This is a genomic window from Brotaphodocola sp. (assembly GCF_050873365.1).
Lineage (GTDB): Bacteria > Bacillota > Clostridia > Lachnospirales > Lachnospiraceae > Brotaphodocola.
The window spans coordinates 43,841-67,968 of record NZ_JBNMIQ010000010.1 but is presented as its reverse complement, the minus strand read 5'-3'; the positions used below and the strand labels follow the sequence as shown (position 1 = coordinate 67,968).

The window sequence follows — 24,128 nt, the reverse complement described above, 5'->3', positions numbered from 1 at the left end:
TGAGAATCGACTAGATGACAGACAGAATTCAGGACAAGACTAGAGACAGAATTTGAGACAGAAATACAGAACTTAACTTGTAAACAGTAACAAAAGAGACTGCATAAAAGCAGAAATGGACGGGTTCCGCTTCCAGAAACGCTGGAGACGGAACCTTGTTCTAAACATGAAGGAGCGTGAAATCAATGAAGCAGAAGCAGACGAGATCGGTATCCATCGATGTCTTATATCTGCCGGCGCTGGTATTGCTGACAGTGTTTGTCGTATACCCGCTGCTTTCCGGAGTCCAGATTTCCTTTACGAACTGGAACGGATACTCTTCTACATACAAGTATGTGGGATTTGCAAACTATGTCAAAATGTTTAAGGACAAAATGTTCTATACCGCGTTGAAGAATACTTTCCTCTACGGTGTCGGAAGTACAACGATTCAGACGATTGTCGGAGTGGCGTATGCCTTGCTTCTGCAAAAGAAATTTCACGGACAGACGCTTACCCGCGTGATTGTCTATCTGCCGGCAATGATCGCTTCGCTGATCATGGGTTATATTTCCTACTTCCTCGTACAGTACAATCACGGTGCCATCAACGATATCGTGATGCTGTTCGGAAAAGCACCGGTCGACTGGATGGCAGACGGAAAGCGTGCCGTATGGATCATCGTAGTCATCAATGCATTGCAGTTCGTAGGAAAGACGATGATCATCATGATCGCAGGACTTCAGGGCATCCCGGAATCCTACGAGGAGGCAGCCGAGATTGACGGCGCCGGTTATCTTCAGAGACTTCGCTACATCACATTGCCACTCCTTCTTCCGGCAATCACGACGAGCGTTGTCCTCAATCTGATCGGTGGACTGAAACTGTTCGGCATCATCCTTTCAACGACCTCCGGTGGTCCGGGATATTCTTCCCACTCCCTGTCCACCTTGATCAACTACCTGTACTTCCAGAATCAGAATGCAGGATATTCCGCAGCCGTTGGACTTTGCTTGTTTGTTATCATCATGATTATCGGAACGATCGTGCGTCGTTTCCTTGAGAAGAAAGTGGAGGGGCTCAGCTAATGAAAAAGAAAGACAGAACATGGCTCCAGACGCTGGTAGCGCTTTTGATCATTGCGCTTCACATCACACCGTTTTACATTATGGTCAACATGTCCTTAAAGGAACTGTCAGATCGTTCCTCAAGATGGATGCCGGCACTGCATCCGTACTTCCAGAACTATCCGACTGCGATTGAACACGGAAATCTTCTCTCTGCCATGTGGAATACCTGGATGATTGCCTTCCTTTCGGTTATCATCATCGTGGTAGCAGGAGCAATGGCAGCTTACCCGCTCGCAAGAAAGACGAGCAAGAGAAACCGCATCATCCTGACTCTGATCGTCGGAGTTATGATGGTACCTCAGTTAAGTATTCTGGTTCCTCTGTACAAGGAAATGGTATCCTTAAAGGGAATCAACCATCTCTGGGGCATTGTGATTGTGTCCGCAACCTTCCATCTTCCGATGGCAATTTACATGTACAGCAACTTTATCAAGAGCATTCCGAAGGACCTCGATGAGGCGGCAATGATTGACGGATGCAGTATGATGCAGTCCTTCTTCTATGTCATCCTTCCGTGCCTGAAGTCCACGACCGTCAGCGTTATCATCCTGAACGGTGTTGGAATCTGGAACGATTATCAGTTCCAGCTGTATTTCTTACAGAAACCGGCAATGCGCACGATCACGCTGGCAATCAGCACCTTCTTTACGGATTCCAAACAGGATTTGGGTGCAGCAGCAGCGGCAGCATTCATCGTTGTTCTTCCTCCGGTACTGGCATACATCTTCTTACAGAAGTACTTCGTAAAGGGCGCTATGGACAGTGCTGTAAAGTAAGTATGACTGTTTAATCTTATTAATTAATGAAAATTAATAAAAACGGACGAGAACAGGTTAACGGATTGACTGCTCGATGAGACGACGATGGACGATCATCGGGCGGTCATAGGAGTTGAGAGAAAAGAAACAGAAAGGGTACGATAAAAACGCTGAGGTGAAGATGATGGAGACAAAGACATTTCAGGAGACAATGAAAAAGTTATACGATGTGGAGAATCATGACGTTCTGATCGCTTCGCATCGCGGAAAATTTTCTTCGAGTGTGATGGAGAATACCTCTCTCGCCTTTCTGACTGCGATCGGAGAGGGCGCTGACATGGTAGAGATGGATCTGGAGGAGACGAAGGATGGACGGATTGTCGGTCATCATGACAACGATATGAAGCGTCTGTTCCACAACGACGGAAAGATCGGCGATTACACCCTGGAGGAGCTGAGAGCAATGCCGGTTTACAACTACGTTGGAGAGATCTGCGTGGAAGGAATCGAGACGTTTGATGAGATTCTGGACAGCCTCAAGGATAAGACGATTCTCGTTCTCGACAAGTGCTGGGACTGCTGGGATAAGGTTTACGAGCTTCTGTGTGAGAAGGAGATGGTTAATCAGGCGATCTTCAAGTTCTATCTCAAGGATGAGGAACCGATGAAGTGGGCGAAGGCACACAGCGATTGCATCTTCATCCCGATGTGCGGAGATCCGAACCTGTTCCCGAAGCTGTTGGAGCTGGATGAGTGTGCATCTGTTCCGGCAGTTGAGATTCTGCCTCACGCTGTGGATGAGCCGATTTTCGCGGATGAGAGTTTTCAGTGGCTGAAAGATCATCAGATCAAGATCTGGTGCAATTCTCTGAGCCTGGCAAAACGCCTTGTCTTTGGTGCAGGATATGACGATCTTCTGTCGCTTCGCTATGGCGGAGACAAGGGCTGGAAAGAGCTGATTGACCGTGGCGTACAGATTCTTCAGACAGACTGGCCGTATGAGGTATCCTGCTATTTAAAGGAAAATAAGATGCGGTAATGACGCTTAGACGCTTAGAAGATCTTTGCGGGAAAAAAATAAAGCAAAAAATTTGGGAAATGGTTTTGTGATAGGAAAGACTGCACACTGCAATTTCATGGTTGGATCATGAGCTGTGGTGGGCAGTCTTTTGGTTTCTCTTTTTCAGATGGAAATGTGCGGGTGGGTTGTTTTCTGATGAGTGGAAAATGGTTTGTCTTGCCACATGAAAGGATAAAACCAGGATAGATTGAGTGGATATAAGGGATATAAGGGATATAAGGGAGAATGACAATGAGTCGGATGGTATGGATGGCGATCGCCGGGTTTCTGGCATATTTTGTGAAGGGATTTTGCGGGTTTGCAAACACGCTTGTATTTTCCTCGGTTTTGAGTTTTCGCTTTGACAACATCAACATCTCGCCGGTGGAGCTGATTCTCGGAATTCCCGCAAATGCATTTCTTGTGTGGAAGGAGCGCAAGTACGCGGACAAGAAAATCTGGATGCCACTGACGATTTTCATGCTTGCGGGAAGCACAGGCGGAGTGGTCCTGCTCAAACATTTGAATGTAGATCGGATCAAGTCAATTTTTGGAGTCGTTGTCTTCGTTGTCGCACTGGAGATGCTTCTTCGCGAGAGAAAAAATAAACTTGCAGAGAGTGCACAGGCAGAGGCAGGTGGGGGCTCGGAGAGATCAGGAAATTGTCAGAGCAAAAAAGCGAGCAAGGCCTCGGCAGTTGGAATGCTGATCACTGGAATTCTCTCCGGAATCCTCTGCGGAATGTTTGGAATCGGTGCGCTTCTTGCGGCTTATGTCGGGCGGGCGACGAAGGATACCCGGACGTTTCGGGGAAGTATCAGCGTGGTGTTTCTGATTGAAAATCTTTACCGCTTTGTCCTCTATGCGGGAACCGGAATCCTGACAGCGAGCGTAGTCAAGCAGGCGATCTGCCTGATTCCTTGCATGATTGCAGGGCTTGGAGTCGGACTTGGCTGCGCAGGGCGACTCGATGAAAAGAAAGTGAAGACCGCGGTGATTGTGATGCTGATGATCTCGGGTGCCGTGCTGATTCGTTTCTAATGTTTGTTTTTACCACGGTATCATACGGAATTTTCCGTTCAGAAAATTTCTACCCATGTACAGCAACACAAAATTCTTTGTGAAGGAAGTGGGGCGCGGAAGCGTTTCGGTATTGAAAAATGACCTGGAATCAAGTACAATAAAAGGAAATGCAAGGATAAACTCAGAGTGGATGTCTCCTCGCTTTAAATCGCTTTAAAGATGGGGGATTTAAAGGCTTTTTTGATGGAGGACAATTCCAATAACATACAGCCTGTGAAAGGATAGACTGGACGATCTGGTCCGGATCGTCCGGAAGGAAAACCGTATGAAAATTACCGAAATGAAAACCAGCACTTTCTGGAAAGGAGAACTTGGGGTTCAGGCGTCGGTAGAAGACGCGGGCAATCATTATGAAATAAGTCTTTTTGTCAAGGGTAGTCAGCTGAACGGCTACTCTTGTTCTTGTGTAAAGACTGGTTTGAAAAAATATGTAATGTGTGAGCATGAAAAGTTTGTCTGGGAAGCCTGGCAGAAAGAACAGGCGATCAAGAATGGCAGACCGGTCATGACCTCCCAGGAGATCCGCACAATGATTCGGGAATACACAAACCGTGAGGTTGCCCAGATTGTGCAGGAGGGAGAAGTGCGCGGAATTCGCCTGATTCCGAGACTGATTTTGAAGAGAGACGGGGGAACGAGTCTCGAATTTAAGATCGGGCGGGATCGGACGTATGTCGTGAAAGATCTCGCGGAGTTTGTCCATGCGGTTGAGAGCGGAACCCAGATTTCTTATGGAAAGACGCTGAGTTTCCACCACAGCCTCGACTCGTTCGTCGAGGAGGACAGACCGCTCTGTGCTTTTTTGATGGAGCTTGTCAATGTCTATCAGGAGCATTTTGAGCAGTTTCGGAAAAGCTCGTTTGTGACAGTCCGAGAACTTCGAGAGTTAAATTTGAGCCGGGGAAATCGCGACCGCTTCTTTAAGCTGATGGAGGGGCGCGAGCTTGAGGTTGAGGATCTTCAGGGAAACAGCATGCAGATGAAGGTGCGGGAAGAGTTGATCCCGATTCCGGTTCAGATCGAGCGCGCAGGACGTGACGGTGTGAAGATCCATGTGGATGAGAACCTCTATGGATTTTCGGGCGAGACGCGCTGGTATGTCGGAATCGGTCTGCATCTGATGTGTATGGAGCCGGTTGTCTCGGCACAGATGGATATTTTCCTCTCCCAGATGCTCAAGGACAAGCGCAGTCACACGATGGAGATTCAGGATCGGGATATGCCTCTTTTCTATGAGCGTGTCTTAAAAAAGATTCTTCCGTACACGCAGATGGAAGTCAAGGATATCGATCTTGAGAGTTATCGACCGCAGGAGCTTCGCGCTTCGTTCTCGTTTGACAGCCCGGCACCGGGAGAGCTGACGATGAAGCCGGTGCTCTCTTACGGGGATTTCTCGTTCCAGCCGATCGAGGATGACAAGGTTCCGAGAACCGTGTGCAGGGATGTTCCGGGAGAATTCCGGATCAGTCAGGTCATCACGCGCTATTTTAAGTATCAGGATGAGCAGAATCAGACACTGCTGATTCGCAACGATGACGATGCGATGTATCGGCTCTTGAACGAGGGAATGAAAGAGTTCATGGTGCTCGGCGAGGTCTATGTGTCGGATTCGGCGAAGAAGATCCGCGTGCTTCCGCCACCTGCCGTTGAGGTTCGCGTGCAGGCACAGGAGGGATGGCTCAACCTCGATGTCGAGGCAGATGGAATGACGCCGGAGCAGTTTCAGAAGATTCTTGCGGGTTATGATCCGAAAAAGCCGTACTATCGCTTGAAGAGCGGAGAGTTTCTGCGTCTCGATGCCGGTGGAATGGTCACAGTTGCCCGCCTTGTCGATGGGCTTGAGGTCGACCGTGCCCTGCTTGCAGAAGGGAAGATTCGCGTGCCTGCGTTCCGCGCGCTCTATCTTGACAGTGTGCTCAAGGAGGGAAGCGGAATCACATTTTACCGTGACAACCTGTTTAAGGCACTTGTGCGCGGGATGAAGTCGGTCGAGGACAGCGACTACGAGATCCCAGAGACACTTCGCCCTGTGCTCAGGGAGTATCAGAAGACCGGATATCGCTGGATGAGAACGCTCGATGCGTGGAGTTTTGGCGGAATTCTCGCGGACGATATGGGTCTTGGAAAGACGATTCAGGTGATTACGCTCCTGCTCGATGAGGCACAGAGAAATCCTGACTCGGCATTTCTGATCGTCTGCCCGGCATCTCTTGTCTACAACTGGGAGCAGGAGATTCGGCGATTTGCACCGGATCTTCCGGTTCAGACCGTCGCAGGAAATGCAGGGGAGCGTGAGGCTGTGCTCAAGGAGGTAGGCCCGGGTGTTCTGATCACGTCCTACGATCTGTTGAAGCGGGATGTGATGTGGTATCAGGATCGAAAGTTCCGCTTCCAGATCCTCGATGAGGCACAGTACATCAAGAATCCGGCGACTCAGGGCGCAAAGGCGGTCAAGATGATCCAGTCTCAGACAAGATTTGCGCTGACCGGAACACCGATTGAGAACAGGCTTAGTGAGCTTTGGAGTATTTTTGAGTACCTGATGCCGGGATTTTTGCACACCTACTCGGGATTTAAGAAGAAATTTGAACTTCCGATTGTGCGCGACGGCGACCGTCAGGCACTGGAAGATTTGAGAAGACTGACCGGACCGTTTATCCTGCGCCGAATGAAGCAGGATGTCCTCAAGGAGCTTCCGGAGAAACTCGAGACTGTGGTCTACTCGCAGGCGGAGGCGACCCAGCAGGATCTCTATCGTGCGGCGGCAATGCAGTTGAAAGAGGAGATTCAGAATATGGACGGCGGAATCGGGGAAAACCGGATTCAGATTTTGGCGGGACTCACGAGACTGCGCCAGATCTGTTGCGACCCGGCGCTCTGCTACACGAATTACCGCGGAGCTTCCGCAAAGCTCGATACCTGTGTCGAGTTGATTCAGGGAGGAATTGCGGGAGGTCACAAGATCCTTCTGTTCTCCCAGTTTACCTCGATGTTAGAGCGAATCGCGACGCGTCTGACGAAGGAGGGCATCTCCTACCATATGTTGACGGGGTCGACGCCGAAGGAGGAGAGAATCCGGCTTGCAGGTGCATTCCAGACCGATGAGGTGCCGATTTTCCTGATCTCGCTGAAAGCGGGCGGAACGGGACTGAACCTGACGTCGGCGGACATCGTGATCCACTACGATCCGTGGTGGAATGTCGCAGCCCAGAATCAGGCGACCGACCGCACACATCGAATCGGACAGCAGAAACAGGTGTCCGTCTTTAAGTTGATTATGAAGGACACGATCGAGGAGAGCATTCTCAAACTTCAGGAGCAGAAGCAGGATCTCGCACGCCAGGTCATTGAGGGAGAGACGCTCTCGCTGACATCCTTGAGCAGGGAGGAACTGTTGAAGCTGTTGTCGTAGTGATATTCAATATACGAACAAAATATAACTCAGAGCGGATGCGCAGTGATTTTGATGGGAAGATGTCAGCAGAGCTGACCAAAATCACGCGCCAAGTCTCCGCGAGCGTCGACTTGAAAAATAAAATAAAAAACGAAACACAGGAAACAGAAATATAAAAAACGGAAATATAAAAACACAGAAACACAGATATACAGAAAAACAGACAGAAAGGATGGCAGAAGAACATGGCTTTATATGATTACATCGGTGCGCTTCGTCAGGGACGAAAACAGTATCAGCTCGCGGTTTCAAAAGGTGAGTACCCGTATCTTCCGGTGCTGGATCAGATTCTTGCGAACACGGATATTGTCTCGGAAGTGAATCTTGGCGTGATCGATGTTCCGCTTGAGAAGATTGTGGGAACGAAGACACAGGGAAGGACGGAGGCGTTTGCCGGCAACTTCATGCCACTTCTCGGGGAGAAGACGGAGTTTGGTGCAAAGTGGGCTCACCTCTACGATCATCAGGTCGAAGAGGGAATCCATGATCCGATTGTGGCTTATGAGTTTATGAACCGCTACTATGTGCAGGAGGGAAACAAGCGCGTCAGCGTCCTCAAATATGTGCATGCATACAGCATTTCGGCATCGGTGATCCGCCTGATTCCGAGACGGACAGATGACAAGGACATCCGGCTCTACTATGAATTTCTTGATTTCTATCAGGTGTCCTTCAACTCGGATGTCTGGTTCAGCGAGGAGGGGCGATACAATCAGCTTCTCGAGGCGATGGGAAAGAAGCCGGATGAGGTCTGGACGGAGGACGAGAGACAGTACTTCAAGAGTGCGCATGATCGTTTCACAAAGGTATTTGAGGAAAAACGCTCAGAAGATATGGAGATGACGGCATCGGATGCCTTTCTTGACTATGTGACGATTTATGGATATGAGGAGATCAAAGATCGCACAGCGGATCAGATGACGCAGGATTTGAACAAGATCTGGGAGGAACTGCTTCAGCAGTCTCGCGGTGGAAAGATTGCGGTCGTTCAACAGCCAGAAGAGGCAGAGGCGGCAGCGCCGTCCCGCCTGATGGACTGGTTCCGCCCGTCGATCGAGCCGGAGATGCTCAAACTTGGTTTCATCTATGCGCGTGACCGTGAACACTCGAGCAGAGTCTACTCACAGGAGCTTGGACGCATGTATCTTGAACAGTGTTTCGATGGAAGACTCAAGACGGCGATTTTTGAGAATGCGGAGACCGAGGAACAGGTTGATCAGGCGATTGAGCAGGCAGTGAAAGAGGGATGCAACGTAATCTTTGCGACAATGCCCCAGATGGCACTTTCCTGTGTGAAGTCGGCGCTGGATCATCCATCCGTCCGCTTCTTCAACTGTTCCGTAAATATTTCCTATACTTCGATTTATACCTATTACACGCGTATCTATGAGGCGAAGTTCTTGATGGGAGCGCTGGCAGCGGCGATGAGTGATTCGGAGAAGCTCGGCTATCTCGGCGATTTCCCGAGCTATGGGAGAATCAGCAGTATCAACGCGTTTGCGATGGGTGCGAGAATGATCAATCCGCGCGCAAAGGTTTATCTGCGCTGGTCGGGCATCCGTCCGGAGTACGACACCGTGGATTGGGAGAAAGAGGGAATCCGGTATATCTCCGGAAATGATATGATCACGCCGAATATGGCATCGAGAGAGTTTGGTCTCTTCCATCGGTGCGAGAACGGAAAGGTTGAGAACTTGGCGACAACGCTCAATGACTGGGGGAAATTTTATGAGCGCATTGTCCGCCTGATCTGCCGTGGAGCACTCGACTCGAAGGATTTGAAGGGAAAGAAGGCAGTCAATTTCTGGTGGGGCATGTCTGCCGATGTGCTTGATGTGGTATGTACGGAGAATTTGCCACAGTACACAAAACGTTTGATTCGTTTCCTTAAGAGTTCAATCCGCAGTGGCTCGTTCCAGCCGTTTGAGGGACCGATTTCCGCTCAGAATGGAATTATCGTTGGAGAAGAAGGACGCAGTCTGACACCGGAGGAGATTGTGCGGATGGATTGGCTGGCTGAGAATATCGTGGGAGAGATTCCGCCTGTCGAGTATTTCCGGGATGAGATTCAGCCGCAGATTCGCTTGAAACTGGAGCATGTCTAAATATAAACGTGTTGAATAAAGCAGAGAGACAGAAAATGTTTTAAGTGTGCCTGAAACAGAAAAATGAGGAGACAGGGCAAGGGGAAAAAATTATGAAAATATTGGTACTGGCAGACGACGAATCCAAGGTGTTATATGAGCACTTTGATCCGGAAAAGATCAGAGATATTGATCTGATTCTGGCATGTGGGGATCTGAGGAGAAATTATCTTGATTTTTTTGCCTCAGTCAGCCGTGCGCCGGTGCTGTATGTGCTGGGAAATCACGATCACTGGAACAAAGAAGAGCGGATTGGCGGATGTATCTGCATTGAGGATGACATCTATGTGTACAAAGGAATTCGGATTCTTGGACTCGGCGGTTCGATGCGTTACCGTCAGGACGCTGTGAATCAGTACACGGAACAACAGATGGAGAAGCGGATTCGCCATCTCTGGTTGAAACTTCGCAGACGCAAGGGATTTGACATTTTAGTCACCCATGCCCCGGCGAAGGGACTGAATGATATGGAGGATCTTCCACATCAGGGTTTTGCCTGCTTTCTTGAACTGCTTGAGAAGTATCAGCCGAAGCTCTTCGTTCACGGTCATGTCCATGCAACCTATGGAAAGGGGTTTAAGCGCAAGGACAAGTATCAGAATACGACAGTCATCAACGCTTATGATCACTATATCATCGAGTATCCGGAAGCGTGAGAAAACGTGTGAGAATAAGAATTGTGAGAAGAGATTCCCTTTTTGGGAATCTCTTTTTGGATGAAAATCCTTTTCAAGGTGAAGCGGATGGAAGAGTTGAGCATTGGAGGGGAAATCAGATGATTATAAAAACTAAAAATAAAACCTATAAAACATACTTGACAAATAGGTAAAGCGGGATTATAATACAGACAATTCCTAGTAAACGAATAGGATAACTCGAGAATAAAGAGTTGGATGGATTTTGTAGCTGTGAAGGCGCAAAACAATTATGAAAAATCAAATCAGTGAAAGGATGGGAACGAATATGGCTAATATTTATAAGGGAGTTCAGAATCTGATTGGAAATACCCCTCTCGTAGAGGTGACAAATATTGAGAAGGAGCTGGGACTTGAGGCAAAGGTTCTGGTAAAGCTGGAGTACTTCAATCCGGCAGGAAGCGTTAAGGATCGTATCGCAAAGGCAATGATCGAGGATGCAGAGGAGAAGGGAATCCTGAAAGAGGGTTCTGTCATCATCGAGCCGACCTCCGGAAATACCGGTATCGGTCTTGCATCGATCGCAGCATCCAGAGGATATCGTCTGATCCTGACGATGCCGGAGACGATGAGCGTAGAGCGCAGAAACATCCTCAAGGCATACGGCGCAGAGCTTGTTCTGACTGAGGGTGCTAAGGGCATGAAGGGCGCAATCGCAAAGGCTGAGGAGCTCGCAAAGGAGATCCCGAACAGCTTTATCCCGGGACAGTTCACGAACCCGGCAAACCCGGCTATCCACAGAAAGACAACTGGTCCGGAGATCTGGAACGATACGGACGGACAGGTAGACATCTTTATCGCAGGTGTTGGTACCGGCGGTACTCTGACCGGTGTTGGTGAGTATCTGAAGTCTCAGAATCCGAACGTGAAGATCGTAGCACTTGAGCCGGCAAGCTCCCCGGTACTGTCTGAGGGCAAGAGCGGTCCGCACAAGATTCAGGGAATCGGCGCAGGCTTCGTTCCGGATGTCCTGAACACCAAGGTATATGACGAGGTATTTACCGTAGCAAACGAGGATGCATTTGCAACCGGCAAACTGCTTGCAAAGAAAGAGGGCGTTTTAGTCGGAATCTCTTCCGGCGCAGCTCTCTACGGTGCAATCCAGCTTGCAAAGCGTCCGGAGAACAAGGGTAAGACGATCGTAGCTCTGCTTCCGGATAACGGAGACCGCTATTATTCCACCCCTCTGTTTGGAGAGGAGTAAATCTCATGAAGCTTTCCATGAAGAGCAGATACGGACTTCGGGCACTGATCGATCTGGCGATCCATTCACGGGATGAGCAGGTGGCGCTTGGAAATGTGGCAGAGCGCAACGGAATTTCTCCGCAGTATCTGGAGCAGGTATTTGCGAGTCTCAGGAAAGCGGGGATTGTAAGGAGCGTCAAAGGACCGCAGGGCGGATATTTCTTGAGCCGTGATCCGAAAGAGATCAGTGTGGCAGACATTGTGACGGTGCTTGAGGGTTCGTTTTGCCTCGAGAACGAGGAGATCCCGGAGAATTGCAAGTCCCAGGGCGCACCGAGAGCCGTGCAGAAACTGATTGTCGATCAGGTGAATCAGGCGATGGAGAAGATTCTCACACAACTTACACTCGCCGATCTTGTCAAAGAGGCAGAAGAGTACAGCGCCTACGGCAGTGATATGTATTATATCTAATTAAATGTGATTTGAGAAAAGGGTCTTTGATTTCCCAGCATAAGAAGTGCGGGGAGTCAGGGACTCTTTTTTGTATAGACTTTCTCGTCAGCGGAGCTTATCATGATTGAAACGTAAGGTTTTACTTTTCTACCTCAGTGTGAAAACGATTGACATAACAAAAACAACACACAGCAAAAAACACGAATAACCACACGGTAAAATCGCTAAAAAACCGTTAAAAACAGCTAAAAAACAGGGTAAAAAGCCACTTATAAGGCAAAAACTATAGATGTATAGCAAAAATAATATGAAAATGCACAAAATAAAATTATGAGAACGGTTGACATTTATATAAAAATGCTCTATATTATAGGCACAGAGAAACAAACGGAAGAGATTCAAAAGTGAGGAGGAAACAAAATGAAACTGAGAAGATTGGTAGCATGTTCGATGGCAGTAGCGATGACGGCAGGTAGCGTGATGGGATGTTCTTCCGGACAGAGCACTGAGACAACAGCGGAGAACACTTCTGCTGAGGCAGGCAGTGAATCTGCATCCGAGTCTTCTTCTGCATCTGGTGAGGGCGTGAAACTCACGATGATGAACAGCAAACCGGAGATCGAAGATGCGCTTGAGGAAGCTGTGAAAGATTACCAGCAGAAGACCGGTGTCGAGATCGAGGTTTACAGCACCGACAAGCCGGGCGAGGTGATTGCGCAGAAGTATGCGGCAGGTGATCCGGCGACGCTGATCATTGGAGATTATTCCAATATCAAGGATGTTGCAGCGGAGAAATTGCTCCCGCTCAACGATGAGAAGTGGGTTGCAGACGGTGGCGATCTGCTCGGCATCAAGGTAGATGACAATCTTTATGGTTTCCCGCTGTGTATCGAGGCAGCAGGTCTGATCTACAACAAGACGGCGATTGAGGAGATCACCGGTGAGGAGTTCAAGCCGGAGGATTATGTGACACTCGACGAGTTCAAGCCTCTTCTTGAGAAGCTGAAAGAGGGCGGAATGGAGAGCCCGGTGATCTTAAACTCTGAGGACTGGTCGATCGGACAGCACTTCTTACAGTACATCTACAAGATGCACACCGGAAAGGCAGAGGATGCACTTGCTTTCCTCGATGAGGTAAGACAGGGCAAGGCAAACTTTGAGGATGATGCCGTATTCAATGCTCTCTATGATACGATGGATGTGCTGATTGACAACAACATCAACAAGGCAGATCCGCTCGCAGCAGACTACGATCTGAATGCAAGCTATCTCGCTGAGGGTGAGTCCGCTTTCTGGCTGAACGGAAGCTGGGCATGGCCGGATACCAAGGAGTATGTAGATGGAAGCATGAGCTATGGAATCATGCCGTACCCGGTAAATGGTGATTTCACCTCTGCGGGTCAGCTGAATGCAAATGCAACGAAGTTCATCGCAATCGACAATGTAAAGGCAACTCCGGAACAGCAGGAGGCAGCAAAAGATTTCCTCAACTGGCTTGTATATGACGAGGAAGGTCAAGATCTGATTGTCAACAAGTGTAACCTGGTTCCGGCATTCAGCAACATCAAGCTGGATATGACGAACGATTTCAACAAGAGCGTAAAGAAATATGTTGATGAGGGCAAGGTCAATGCTTACGTTCCGATCCCGTCTGATCACAGAAGCACACTGGCTGCTTACATGCAGAAGTATCTGGCAGGAGAGCTGGATAGAGCAGAACTTGCAGGTTATCTGGATGATTACTGGAAGAATCACTAATGACGAATTACGAATCATGAATCACAAGTCATGAATCACAAGTCATGAACCATGAAGCATTAACTTGGAAATAATCCTGAGTTTCGGGATTCTTCATCGGAGGACAGGCACTGGAGCGGAAGAGATGTCTTTCGACCCGGTGCCTGTTTTGGGATAACAGGAATTAAAAAGGAGTTTGGATCAATATGAAAGCGAAAGAAAGTTTTGGAAGGAAATGCGGAACATTCCTGATCTTTGCAGGACCGGCTGTGATTTCCTTTGTTCTTGTGGTAATCATCCCGATGATTTACGGTGTGTACCTGACCTTTACCGGGTGGGATGGTTTCACAAACGCAAAGCCGTTCGTAGGTCTGACAAACTATATAGCAGTCTTTCAGGATGGAGCATTCTGGAATTCGCTTTGGCTTACGGTCAAGTATGTGGCGCTGTCGGTTGTCTTTATTAATGCATTGGCATTTGCACTGGCTTATCTTCTGACGAGCGGAATCAAGGGACAGAATTTCCTGCGTGCAGGATTTTTCACCCCGAACCTGATCGGCGGAATTGTTCTCGGATACATTTGGCAGTTCATTTTTTCGAGAGTTATGGTGGATCTCGGAAATGTGATTTCCCTTCCGATTTTTGCAAAATCTTGGCTGTCCTCTCCGGGTGGAGCATTTGCCGCACTTGTCATCGTCACGACCTGGCAGTATTCGGGATACATGCTTCTGATCTATATCTCCGGATTTGTAAGTGTTCCGACCGATCTTCTTGAGGCGGCGCGAATCGATGGAGCAAATGCCTCCCAGCTGACCCGCTACATTCGGATGCCGATGATGGTTCCGGCATTTGTCACCTGTCTGTTTCTGTCAATCACGAGATGCTTCAAAGTCTATGACTTAAACCTCTCCCTGACGGCAGGTGGTCCGTATGACAGCACAAAGCTCGCAGCAATGCACATTTACACGCAGGCATTTGAGAATCATCAGTACGGTTTGGGACAGGCTGAGGCACTTGTTCTGTTTCTTGTGATGGGAATCATCGCATTCATTCAGATCTCGATGGGAAAATCCAAGGAGGTGGAAGCATAATGGCAAAAGCAGGAAAGTCCATGCAGGTTGGCGGAACAAAGAAGACTGTGGAGCAGGTTGCAAAGACAATCTTTGTCACTCTGATGTTTCTGTTTTATATGATTCCGTTTTTCATGGTAATCATCAACTCTTTAAAGCGCAAGGTCAACATCGTCAAGAATCCGCTGGCACTTGTGGATGACAAGGGATTTCAGTTTGTCAACTATGTGAAGGCATTTACGGAGATGGATTTCGGATCTGCATTCTTTAACAGTATTCTGGTGAGCGGAGTCAGTGTAATTCTGATTCTTCTGTTCTCGTCGATGGCAGCTTATCTCTTTGTCCGGACGGACTGGCTCGCATGCAAGATCTTTTTTGCACTGATGGTTGCCTATATGGTAGTTCCGTTTCAGGTTATCATGATTCCGCTTGTCTCGATTTACGGAAATGTCTTTGGAATCCTGAATTCAAGAGCGACGCTGATCTTCATGAACCTGGGATTCGGAACGGGAATGGCGATTTTCATGTGTCACGGCTTTATCAAGACGAATGTGCCGATGGCGCTTGAGGAGGCGGCAAAGATCGATGGATGTACCAGACCTCAGATCTTTTTCAAAGTAGTACTTCCGCTGATGAAACCGATTCTTTCCACGATTCTGATTCTGAATCTGCTCGGACTCTGGAACGATTACCTGCTTCCGAATCTGGTTCTCGGAAAGAAGACGCTGTACACCCTTCCGCTTGCAATCCGCACATTCTACGGAACCTTCTCGAATGATCTCGGAAAGATCATGGCAGCACTCGTGATGATCGTAGCCCCGATCATTGTCGTGTACATCTGCCTGCAAAAATATATTATTGGCGGTGTAGTGGCAGGTGCTGTCAAATCATGATACAATGTATCCTGAAATGCTGAAATTTTCTCGAGTCAAGAGATCGATAAGAGATTGAGATTCGGCAATAAAAGAGAGAAAGCAACGGGAAAAAATAAGAATAAGGCAAAACATAGAAATAAGGCGAACCAATTTTATGAGCGATGAACTATGCGCCAAGTAGGCTTAGAGAAATAAGTTCAGAGAAATAAGCTCAGAAGAGAAAGTTCAGAAAAAGGAAAGAGAGAGACGTTGCTGGAATTTTGGAGGGGATACAGATGGTGACAATTAAAGATGTAGCAGTGCGGGCAGGAGTTTCTGTCACAACCGTGTCGAGAGTGATGAACAATCGGGGACCGCTTAGCGAGAACACGAAGACGGCGGTGAAGCGCGCGATGGAGGAGCTTGGATATATGCCGAACGATGTGGCGAGGGCGCTTGGAAAGAACAGTCTCAACATCATCGGACTCGTCGTTCCGAGTATTCAGCATCCGTTTTTCGCGGAGTTGGTTCACGCGTTTGAGTATGATTCCTACACAAGAGGCTACAAACTGATGGTATCTGCCTCGGATTATGATTATAAGAAAGAGAAACACAGCGTCGGACTTTTGCGCCGGACGATGGTGGATGGGATTATCTATGCCTCTCACTCGATGGGAAGTGATTTCCTTGAGGATATGAAGGTTCCGGCAGTGACGCTTGAGAATGTGTTTGCAGGACTTCCCGCGATTCTGTCAGACAATGCTCAGGGCGGATTTTTAGCGGCGCGTCATCTTCTGGCGAGGGGATGCAGAAACCTTGTGACGATCAGTGGTCAGAGAAATCTTCACCTCTCCGCAGATGAGAGAACGCTGTCGTTTATCCGGGAGTGTGAGCGACAGGGCGCATCCTGCAAGGTATATTCCGCGGATGAGGAGATGCTCAAGACAATGGAGTACTCCCGCATTGTCTCCCAGGTATTTAACGAAAATCCAAATATGGATGGAATTTTTGCAAGTTCCGATATCATCGGAGCGCAGTGCATTCAGATGGCATTTTCACTCGGATACAAGATTCCGGATGAGATCAAGATTGTCGGCTACGACGATGTGATTTTGAGCCGTCTTGTCTATCCGCCACTGACCTCGATCCGCCAGAATATTCCAGATCTTGTGAAGGCGACGATGGACACACTTGTGGCGCTGATTGCAGGAGAAAAAGTTCCGGAAACTCAGACAATTCCAGTGACATTTATAGAAAGGAGAACGACCTGATATGGAAAAGGCGAAGAAAAAAGTGACAAATCAGATTATGCTGATCACTTACGCAGACAGCATGGGAAAAAATTTAAAAGAATTGGAGGAAGTTCTCGACAAATCGATTGGAAAGGCGATCGGAGGTCTTCACATTCTTCCGTTTTTCCCCTCTTCGGCAGACCGGGGATTTGCACCGATCACTTACAAGAAAGTAGATCCTGCATTTGGTGACTGGTCAGACATTGAGCGACTGGCATCGAAGTATTATCTGATGTATGACTACATGATCAACCATGTGTCAGCACACAGTCCGGAGTATCTCGACTATCTCGAGAAAAAGGACGCTTCGCCGTATCGGGATTTCTTTATTCGCTTTAAGGAGTTCTGGGAGGGAGGAGAACCGACCGCAGAACAGCTTGAAAAGATTTACAAGAGAAAGGACGGAGGCCCGTCGGTGGATGCCCGGTTTGCAGATGGCACGACGGAGAAGATCTGGAGTACATTCAGCTCCGAGCAGATTGATATTGACTGTGAAAAGCCGGCTGTAAAGGAATTTATCCAGGATAATTTGAGATTTCTGACGGAGCACGGCGCTGCACTGATCCGTCTGGATGCGTTCGGTTATGCGACAAAACGCCCGGACACGAGCTGTTTCTTCCTGGAACCGCAGGTATGGGAACTTCTCGATGAACAGAGAGATTTCTTAAAACCATACGGAATCGATGTGCTCCCGGAGATTCATGAGACGTATTTTACTCAGCTGAAACTTGACGCAAGAGGTTATGCGACCTATGATTTTGCGCTTCCTCTTCTTGTTCTTCAGGCTCTTCATTTTGGAGATGCGATTTATCTGAAAAACTGGCTGAAGATCTGCCCGAAGAATCAGTTTACGACGCTTGATACTCACGATGGAATCGGCGTTATGGATACCTATCATCTGCTTCCGGACGAGGAGATTCGTCGGACGCTCGAGAAGATTTACTCAATCTGTCCGGTTTCCCGCGGAATCAGCACGAAATCTTCCCACACTTACTTCGACGCTTATCAGGTCAACTGTTCTTATTACTCGGCACTTGGAGAGGACGATGAGGCATATCTGAGTGCGAGAGCAATCCAGTTCTTCACCCCGGGAATCCCGATGGTCTACTACATGGGAATGCTTGCCGGAATCAATGACGAGGAACTTTTGAGAGAAAGCGGAGAGGGACGCGACATCAACCGCAGATACTATACGCTTGAGCAGGTGGGTGAGGAGGTAAAGCGCCCGGTTGTCGCAAAATTGCTCCGCATGATGGAGCTTCGCAACACACATCCGGCATTTAACGGAGAAATGCATCTGCTTGACAGCGATCCGTACACGCTTGCTGTGCGTTGGGAAAATGGAGACGAGTGGGCAGAGCTTCATACAGATCTGAAATCAAAAGTGAGCCAAATTACCTACACGGAAGATGGAAACGAAAAAGAATTCTGTTAAAGAATATTCATTAGATTGTGAGAATCAGAATCACAGAGCATTTGGATAAATTGAAGACATTGCGTTCGAGCGGATTTGAGAGAGGAGAAGAGCGATGAGAATAGAGGAACAGGCGCATCTGGAACGGTGCAGTCTTTTAGAAGTTGGAATTGACAGCGCAGGGGTGAAGGCATTTCTCGATGACATAGAAAAGGGTGGTTATCACCTTCACACATTTATGCTTGTCAGACATGGCAAAGTTGCCTATGAGTGCAGTTGGGCTCCGTATGAGTTAGAAGAGGAACATCTGATGCACTCATTCACGAAAGGACTTGTGGCAACTGCAATCGGAATTCTTGAGGGAGAGGGACGCATCTCGTTGGATGACCCGCTGATTTCCTATTTTCCGGAGTATGAGGTGGATCACCAGAATGGACTTCTCGATGAGATCACGCTGTGGACTCTGCTCACGATGACGAGCGGTCATGCGTCAGTGCCGGACCGTCACGGTTGTGACGATGAGGTGAAGACTTTTCTTACTCAACCGATCGTCAATCGCCCGGGAACGGTATTTCTGTACGATTCGATGGGAACAAACATGCTCTCGGCAGTCGTGAAGCGCGTGACCGGTTACAATCTGTTTCAGTTTCTTGAGCTTCGCGTCTTCCGCCATCTTGGAATCACTGGTGTCTCCTGCGATACCTGTACGTCTGGAAAAGATCAGGGCGGTGGCGGAAGCCATTTGAAGACCGAGGATATGGCAAAGATCACACAGCTCTATCTGAATAAGGGATGCTGGAATGGAAAACAGCTGATTCCAAAAGACTGGGTGGAGAGAATGACGTGCGTTCAGTTTGCCGACTCAAAGGATGGTTCAAATCCGGACTGGGAGGACTGGAAATGCGGATACGGATTTCAGGTTTGGATGTGTCAGGTGCCGAATACGTTCCGTTTTGACGGCATGTATGGTCAGTTTGGCGTTGTGTTCAAGGATCTGGATACCGCAGTGATCACGACCTGCGGAGAGGGCGTCACCGAGGAGATTCTTCGCCTGATCTGGAAAGATCTTCTTCCGGCAATCAAAGCAGACAGGCATTCGGGGAGTCAGGCAGAGATCAAGGCGGACGAGCTTTCCGAGAATCAGATGGAGACTGAGGCGGAACTTAAAAAGATAAAAGAGACGCTTCATATTCAGTGGGAAATGGAAGATCAGGTGAGTGCGGAGCGGGCAGAAGTGCTTTGGAAGGCACTGCTTGACCGGGATCTGATTTTCCCTGAGAACAGAGAGTCCGTGCTCTCAAAGGGCAGAGTTAAAAATTTCTTTACCTCAACATGGACCGAACAGCAGAGAAACGGCATTCAAAAACTTCGTTTTGTGCGGGAGAATAGAAAACTGTTCTTACTCAGCGAAGATAACCGAAATCATGCGAAATTGCCTGTCGGAGAGGGAGCGCCGGAAGAGGGACTTCTCTGCACGCTCTGGGGCGATTATCGAGTATGGACAGCGGTGAGATGGACAAAAGAAGAAAAACTTGAGATGCAGATCCGCATGGTGAACGGAGAGTATTATCAGGTATTCACGATCGAGCCGAAGGAAGATGAGGCAAACGCAATCGTCAGCCTGTACAGCGGTCCGTGGGATCGAAGAAATGGAAAGCCGGAACAGGTAAGTTATCTGTGTACGATAGAAAAGGGGATGTAGGGATTAAAATTAAATTTTTTTATATCCTCAACACAAAACGCCGAGCTTCGAAACGCCCGGCGTTCGTGGTATAATCAGGTTATGCTACTAAACAAAATATGCTTAGATCTGTTTAGATATAGTCTGGAAAACAACACCCTTCATCGCAAAGAATGTGGTACAATTCTCTGGACGGTCTGGTCAGGCTATCGATGTTGTCATTATAGATCACGGCCCACTGCCAGATCGGCTCGTATTTTTCCTCCAGTCGGTAATAGTTGACCTTATCGCCGGTGCGGTAGGTCCGAGAAAAAATACCTGGAACCAGAGAAATACCGAGACCACTGGCTACCAAGCGAATGATGGTTTCGATATTTAAGGACTCCATGGCAATCTGGTACTGACCGTTTAAGTTAGAAAGAAGGCGATCTGCTGCCATCCGGGTTTTTTTAGAAGGATGGGTCAAAAGAAACGTTTGATTCTGGAGCGCCTCCATAGGAAGATATGGCATGGATTCCCCGTCTTTCTGATAGGCCTTCTGATTTAAGGGATGACCCAAAGGCACTGCCACATAAATGGGGTCTTCGGAGAAAACTTTGTATTTGACATTATGATTCTTCAGGGGAAGACAGAGTATTGCCAGATCTAGTGCACCCATCAACAGGCTTTCCTCAAGTTTTATACTGTTTTGTTCTACAATCTCGATCTGAATATTGGGATAGCGCTCATGGAATTTCTTTAGTAATTCCGGAAGTACCAGTGCACCTAATCGATCGGCAGAACCTATTTTTAAAATACCTTTCCGCATCTGATTTAACTCACAGAATTCCATATCAACATCACTGTAAAGCTTTAAAATTTGATAAGCTTTTTTTATAAAGCATTCTCCCGCGTAAGTCAGCTCCAGTCCGGACGGACGGCGCATAAAAAGAACCTCGCCTAATTCTTCCTCCACCTTGGTTAAAGACTTGCTTAATGCTGGCTGAGTGATGAATAATTTCTGGGAGGCACGAGCCATACTCCCTTCTTCCGCAATCGCGATGATTTTTTCTAAATCTAATTTGTTCATATGTCGTACCTCCTGCGTAAATTCCCACAACTTTATTCCGAAAAATATTATAACATATTTTGCAAAATGATCAATTTAAATCAGGGGGTTCTAAAACAGTGTGGGCGCTTACAATTTCATAGTTTTATGGCTGTGTTACTGGCTTCAACGCGGATAAATCCGGCAGAACAGAACAACTTTCCAAATTTAACAGGGTATAAACGAGTTCTTTTACCTGTTCTGAATGATAAATTTCGCAACAAGATAATGCCTTGGCAGTCATCTGTTCTGGAGTAAGTGGAGCAGTAACACTACCGGAAGCGTCTTTGATTTCCTGGCTATAAGTACAACCATTCTTTAGGGTAACTTCCACACGGCATCCCCAATGATGCGGGTAACGTTCAGTAAAGATTGGGTCTTCCTTGATGACAACCTTTTTCAGCAGTTCCTGCCGTTTCGTGTTGTTGATCTTAGCTTGTTCGAAATCAGATAACCCTACTTTACCGGTTAAGAATGCGGTAGCAACCAGATACGGAGTGGAGAATTTTGCTTCCGTAGCAGCGTGTGGCTCTTTGCTGGAATTGGACAGACCACACTGTTTTAAACCTACTAGATAGGTATAAACCTCTACATGATCGATAGTTTCCGGATCGATGTGATAGGTTTTTCGTAAATTTAAGGCACCTTCAATGGCACAGTGGGTACTTCGGCAGCAAGGATATGGCTTTTTATCCACATTTAATATCTCGTAAACAGCACCAAGATCTTTGTCTACCATACTGTAATCATACTCCCGGGACATCATCGGGAAAATACCGCCATCTTCTGCGTCTAAAATATGAGCGGAACCTCTCATGCCTCCTTTTACTAAGAGACAGGATTCCAGTCCACTTACAGCGGCGCGTCCTGGATGAAGGATCTTATTGGTAGCGCCATCAGATAAAAATGCCCAGGTAGAACAGGACTGAGTTCCTGCAAGACCGAAAGCGGCGGTCATCTGAGCGGGCGTAAAACCAAGAAGTTTTCCGCAGGCTGCTGCTGAACCGAACGTTCCAGCAGTTCCCGTGACATGCCAGCCTAAGTTTCTGTGACTGGATACGCCAAATCCCATACCAATTCTTGCCATAACTTCATATCCACAGATTACCGCTTCAATCAGATCGTTTCCCGATTTTTGAAGATACTGAGCCAGTGTCCATGCTGCTGGGATCACCACCGTTCCGATGTGAGTTTTAGAATTAATGTGAACATCATCTAGTTCAAGAATATGACCAGACATTCCATTTAAAAATGTAACTGTTCGCAGGGATGCCTCCCGCTTATCTCCCCAAAGAGAAATTCCGCCATTCCCATCTTTTTCGGTTTTCAAATATACCTCTTTGATGGATTGGAACATGGAATTGGTGACACCTCCAAGAGCAGTTGATAAAGTATCCAGAATACACATTTTTGCTGCTGCTACCACTTCCTTTGGAACGTTCTCTAATTTTATTTCGCTTACAAAGGTAGCCAGGTTCTGTAATTCGTTCATAACACTCATACCTCCTTTTTGCCTGTATTATAAGGGGGTCTGCTGGTCTTGAAAAATGATTAAAAGTTTGAACGGATATAACTTTTTGTCAATGATTTTTGGTTATAAGGGGTGCAACTTTTTGTGAATTTTCAATAAGAATTTCTTGCTGTATGATATTGTCATCAACGATACAATGCATTGTTCAGGGATAACGAAATAAAGAAGGTATTTGACAAAAGTTGACAAAAGAGAGTTTGAATATACAGGAGGTAGATTATGTTAGCTGGTTCTGAATTCCTTGCGATTGCGGTAATTCTGATCATTCTGGTAGCGCTGGTTCTATTTATAACGGAATGGCTTCCGCTTCCAGTTACCGCAATGGGGGTAGCAGTAAGTTTTTATCTGATTGGGGCAGTAGATGCCAGTACGGCATTAAAATCATTTTCCAGTAGCACAGCCATGATTATTGCAGCTATGGCTATTATTGGGGAATCGGTATTTAAAACAGGAGGCGCAGAGCAGATTGGCCAGCTTTTAACAAAAGCATCGAAAAATGAACGTCATCTGGTTTTTGTAGTAGTATTATTTTCTGGCATTATGTCCGGTTTCTTATCGAATACAGGTGCAGCAGCACTTTTGATTGCCCTTATTTTGGGCATGTGCGCCACAACGGGGATGAAACGTTCTAAATTAATGTATCCTGTTATTGTAGGTTGCTGTTTTGGCGGTGGTATCACCATCGTTGGAACGACTTCTGGTCCTTATCTGAAAGAGACTCTGGAAGGTTTAAACATTGGACAAACCATGAGTTTCTTTGAGTTTGCGCCACTTTCATTGATCTGTCTGGTGAGCTCAGCAATCTGGTTGGCAACGGTTGGTTATAACCTTTTACCCGACCATCCGTATAATGAGGATAATTTCGATGGAAATAGCAATCAGAAAAAGGATTATTCCGATGTACCAAAATGGAAACGGGTGTTAAGTTTATGTCTGATGGTTGGAACGTTCCTTGGTATGATCTTTGAAAAGCAGATTGGTGTTCCGTTACATTTTATCGCCATTATCGGTGCGATGATTGCAGTGGGAAGTAGATGTTTAACCGTAAAAGAGGCAGCCCATTCGATTCCGATCAGTGGAATTATCATTTATGCAGCCATGGTTCCGGTAGCAACAGCCATGACGAATTCTGGTGCAGCCGATCTAATTGCGAACGGCGCATTAAAAGTACTAGGAAGTATTAATAGTCCGGTTTTGATCCTGTGCCTAATTTTCCTGATTATTACACCGCTGACAAACTTTATGTCCAATGCTGCAACCATTATCTTGTTTACGCCAATTGCCCTGGTAGTGGCAGAAAGTCTTGGAATTGGTCCGAAAGCGATTTTGATTGCTGTTCGTTTTGCAGCTTCCATTGCCGTAGTTACCCCGGTAGCCATGCCGGCGAATTCCATGGCCGTAGAACCTGGTGGATACCGCTTTATGGATTATGTAAAGTCTGGACTACCATTGACTGTGATCTGTGCGATAGAATCCATTATTTATATTGCTTTGTTTTATCCGTTAGGATAGGAAAAGAAA

Annotated in this window: 18 protein-coding genes; 16 read left to right on the top strand and 2 right to left on the bottom strand. The window is 47.4% G+C overall.

Going from position 1 to position 24,128, the window contains the following annotated elements; all coding sequences use genetic code 11:
- The first annotated feature begins 185 nt into the window (after positions 1 to 185).
- The 15 genes from ACR0QT_RS07050 to ACR0QT_RS06980 all read left to right on the top strand — a co-directional run bounded on the left by ACR0QT_RS07050 (position 186) and on the right by ACR0QT_RS06980 (position 20,010).
- A complete protein-coding gene (locus ACR0QT_RS07050) occupies positions 186 to 1,067 on the top strand; it encodes a carbohydrate ABC transporter permease (RefSeq protein ID WP_432630120.1) in 882 nt (293 codons plus the stop codon).
- A complete protein-coding gene (locus ACR0QT_RS07045) occupies positions 1,067 to 1,885 on the top strand; it encodes a carbohydrate ABC transporter permease (protein WP_432630119.1) in 819 nt (272 codons plus the stop codon). Before ACR0QT_RS07050 ends, ACR0QT_RS07045 begins: the two co-directional genes overlap by 1 nt.
- Positions 1,886 to 2,000: 115 nt before the next feature.
- Positions 2,001 to 2,906 carry a glycerophosphodiester phosphodiesterase family protein gene (locus ACR0QT_RS07040; protein WP_432630118.1) on the top strand — a complete coding sequence of 302 codons (906 nt, stop codon included), beginning with the start codon at positions 2,001 to 2,003 and terminating at the stop codon, positions 2,904 to 2,906.
- Positions 2,907 to 3,179: 273 nt separating this feature from the next.
- The gene (locus ACR0QT_RS07035; RefSeq protein WP_432630117.1) at positions 3,180 to 3,968 is read left to right on the top strand and encodes a sulfite exporter TauE/SafE family protein; all 789 of its coding nucleotides are present in this window, start codon (positions 3,180 to 3,182) and stop codon (positions 3,966 to 3,968) included.
- A gap of 307 nt (positions 3,969 to 4,275) precedes the next feature.
- Positions 4,276 to 7,422, top strand: a complete 3,147-nt coding sequence (locus tag ACR0QT_RS07030; protein WP_432630116.1) for a DEAD/DEAH box helicase — start codon at positions 4,276 to 4,278, stop codon at positions 7,420 to 7,422.
- Between the two features lie 227 nt (positions 7,423 to 7,649).
- Positions 7,650 to 9,569, top strand: a complete 1,920-nt coding sequence (locus ACR0QT_RS07025) for a BMP family ABC transporter substrate-binding protein (protein WP_432630115.1) — start codon at positions 7,650 to 7,652, stop codon at positions 9,567 to 9,569.
- Between the two features lie 92 nt (positions 9,570 to 9,661).
- Positions 9,662 to 10,264: a metallophosphoesterase family protein gene (locus ACR0QT_RS07020; protein ID WP_432630114.1), complete on the top strand. Its 603-nt coding sequence runs from the start codon at positions 9,662 to 9,664 to the stop codon at positions 10,262 to 10,264.
- A gap of 307 nt (positions 10,265 to 10,571) precedes the next feature.
- Positions 10,572 to 11,507: a cysteine synthase A gene (cysK, locus tag ACR0QT_RS07015; RefSeq protein WP_432630113.1), complete on the top strand. Its 936-nt coding sequence runs from the start codon at positions 10,572 to 10,574 to the stop codon at positions 11,505 to 11,507.
- Between the two features lie 5 nt (positions 11,508 to 11,512).
- Positions 11,513 to 11,959 (top strand): RrF2 family transcriptional regulator, encoded by a 447-nt coding sequence (locus tag ACR0QT_RS07010; RefSeq protein WP_432630112.1) that lies wholly within the window; start codon positions 11,513 to 11,515, stop codon positions 11,957 to 11,959.
- A 402-nt stretch (positions 11,960 to 12,361) separates the two neighbouring features.
- Entirely contained in the window at positions 12,362 to 13,699 is a 1,338-nt protein-coding gene (locus tag ACR0QT_RS07005) for an ABC transporter substrate-binding protein (RefSeq protein WP_432630111.1), read from the top strand.
- A 185-nt stretch (positions 13,700 to 13,884) separates the two neighbouring features.
- Positions 13,885 to 14,769: a carbohydrate ABC transporter permease gene (locus ACR0QT_RS07000; protein ID WP_432630110.1), complete on the top strand. Its 885-nt coding sequence runs from the start codon at positions 13,885 to 13,887 to the stop codon at positions 14,767 to 14,769.
- Positions 14,769 to 15,641, top strand: coding sequence for a carbohydrate ABC transporter permease (locus ACR0QT_RS06995; protein WP_432630109.1), 873 nt, complete (start codon positions 14,769 to 14,771; stop codon positions 15,639 to 15,641). Before ACR0QT_RS07000 ends, ACR0QT_RS06995 begins: the two co-directional genes overlap by 1 nt.
- Before the next feature lie 257 nt (positions 15,642 to 15,898).
- Positions 15,899 to 16,873 (top strand): LacI family DNA-binding transcriptional regulator, encoded by a 975-nt coding sequence (locus ACR0QT_RS06990; protein WP_432630108.1) that lies wholly within the window; start codon positions 15,899 to 15,901, stop codon positions 16,871 to 16,873.
- A gap of 1 nt (position 16,874) precedes the next feature.
- Positions 16,875 to 18,329 (top strand): sucrose phosphorylase, encoded by a 1,455-nt coding sequence (gtfA, locus tag ACR0QT_RS06985; protein ID WP_432630107.1) that lies wholly within the window; start codon positions 16,875 to 16,877, stop codon positions 18,327 to 18,329.
- 94 nt (positions 18,330 to 18,423) lie between these two features.
- On the top strand, positions 18,424 to 20,010 hold the full coding sequence (locus tag ACR0QT_RS06980) for a serine hydrolase domain-containing protein (protein WP_432630106.1): 1,587 nt from the start codon (positions 18,424 to 18,426) through the stop codon (positions 20,008 to 20,010).
- Positions 20,011 to 20,122: 112 nt separating this feature from the next.
- Here the strand turns inward: ACR0QT_RS06980 and ACR0QT_RS06975 are convergent, their stop codons facing one another.
- Positions 20,123 to 21,058 carry a LysR family transcriptional regulator gene (locus tag ACR0QT_RS06975; RefSeq protein ID WP_432630105.1) on the bottom strand — a complete coding sequence of 312 codons (936 nt, stop codon included), beginning with the start codon at positions 21,056 to 21,058 and terminating at the stop codon, positions 20,123 to 20,125.
- A gap of 124 nt (positions 21,059 to 21,182) precedes the next feature.
- The gene (locus ACR0QT_RS06970; RefSeq protein WP_432630104.1) at positions 21,183 to 22,568 is read right to left on the bottom strand and encodes an MmgE/PrpD family protein; all 1,386 of its coding nucleotides are present in this window, start codon (positions 22,566 to 22,568) and stop codon (positions 21,183 to 21,185) included.
- Positions 22,569 to 22,826: 258 nt separating this feature from the next.
- Between ACR0QT_RS06970 and ACR0QT_RS06965 the strand changes: the two genes are divergently transcribed.
- On the top strand, positions 22,827 to 24,119 hold the full coding sequence (locus tag ACR0QT_RS06965) for an SLC13 family permease (protein WP_432630103.1): 1,293 nt from the start codon (positions 22,827 to 22,829) through the stop codon (positions 24,117 to 24,119).
- Positions 24,120 to 24,128 lie beyond the last annotated feature (9 nt).

Coding starts and splice junctions, on each gene's coding strand:
- ACR0QT_RS07050 (WP_432630120.1), top strand. CDS start 186: ATGAAGCAGAAGCAGACGAGATCGGTATCCATCGATGTCTTATATCTG.
- ACR0QT_RS07045 (WP_432630119.1), top strand. CDS start 1,067: ATGAAAAAGAAAGACAGAACATGGCTCCAGACGCTGGTAGCGCTTTTG.
- ACR0QT_RS07035 (WP_432630117.1), top strand. CDS start 3,180: ATGAGTCGGATGGTATGGATGGCGATCGCCGGGTTTCTGGCATATTTT.
- ACR0QT_RS07030 (WP_432630116.1), top strand. CDS start 4,276: ATGAAAATTACCGAAATGAAAACCAGCACTTTCTGGAAAGGAGAACTT.
- ACR0QT_RS07025 (WP_432630115.1), top strand. CDS start 7,650: ATGGCTTTATATGATTACATCGGTGCGCTTCGTCAGGGACGAAAACAG.
- ACR0QT_RS07020 (WP_432630114.1), top strand. CDS start 9,662: ATGAAAATATTGGTACTGGCAGACGACGAATCCAAGGTGTTATATGAG.
- cysK (WP_432630113.1), top strand. CDS start 10,572: ATGGCTAATATTTATAAGGGAGTTCAGAATCTGATTGGAAATACCCCT.
- ACR0QT_RS07010 (WP_432630112.1), top strand. CDS start 11,513: ATGAAGCTTTCCATGAAGAGCAGATACGGACTTCGGGCACTGATCGAT.
- ACR0QT_RS07005 (WP_432630111.1), top strand. CDS start 12,362: ATGAAACTGAGAAGATTGGTAGCATGTTCGATGGCAGTAGCGATGACG.
- ACR0QT_RS07000 (WP_432630110.1), top strand. CDS start 13,885: ATGAAAGCGAAAGAAAGTTTTGGAAGGAAATGCGGAACATTCCTGATC.
- ACR0QT_RS06995 (WP_432630109.1), top strand. CDS start 14,769: ATGGCAAAAGCAGGAAAGTCCATGCAGGTTGGCGGAACAAAGAAGACT.
- ACR0QT_RS06990 (WP_432630108.1), top strand. CDS start 15,899: ATGGTGACAATTAAAGATGTAGCAGTGCGGGCAGGAGTTTCTGTCACA.
- gtfA (WP_432630107.1), top strand. CDS start 16,875: ATGGAAAAGGCGAAGAAAAAAGTGACAAATCAGATTATGCTGATCACT.
- ACR0QT_RS06980 (WP_432630106.1), top strand. CDS start 18,424: ATGAGAATAGAGGAACAGGCGCATCTGGAACGGTGCAGTCTTTTAGAA.
- ACR0QT_RS06975 (WP_432630105.1), bottom strand. CDS start 21,058: ATGAACAAATTAGATTTAGAAAAAATCATCGCGATTGCGGAAGAAGGG.
- ACR0QT_RS06970 (WP_432630104.1), bottom strand. CDS start 22,568: ATGAACGAATTACAGAACCTGGCTACCTTTGTAAGCGAAATAAAATTA.
- ACR0QT_RS06965 (WP_432630103.1), top strand. CDS start 22,827: ATGTTAGCTGGTTCTGAATTCCTTGCGATTGCGGTAATTCTGATCATT.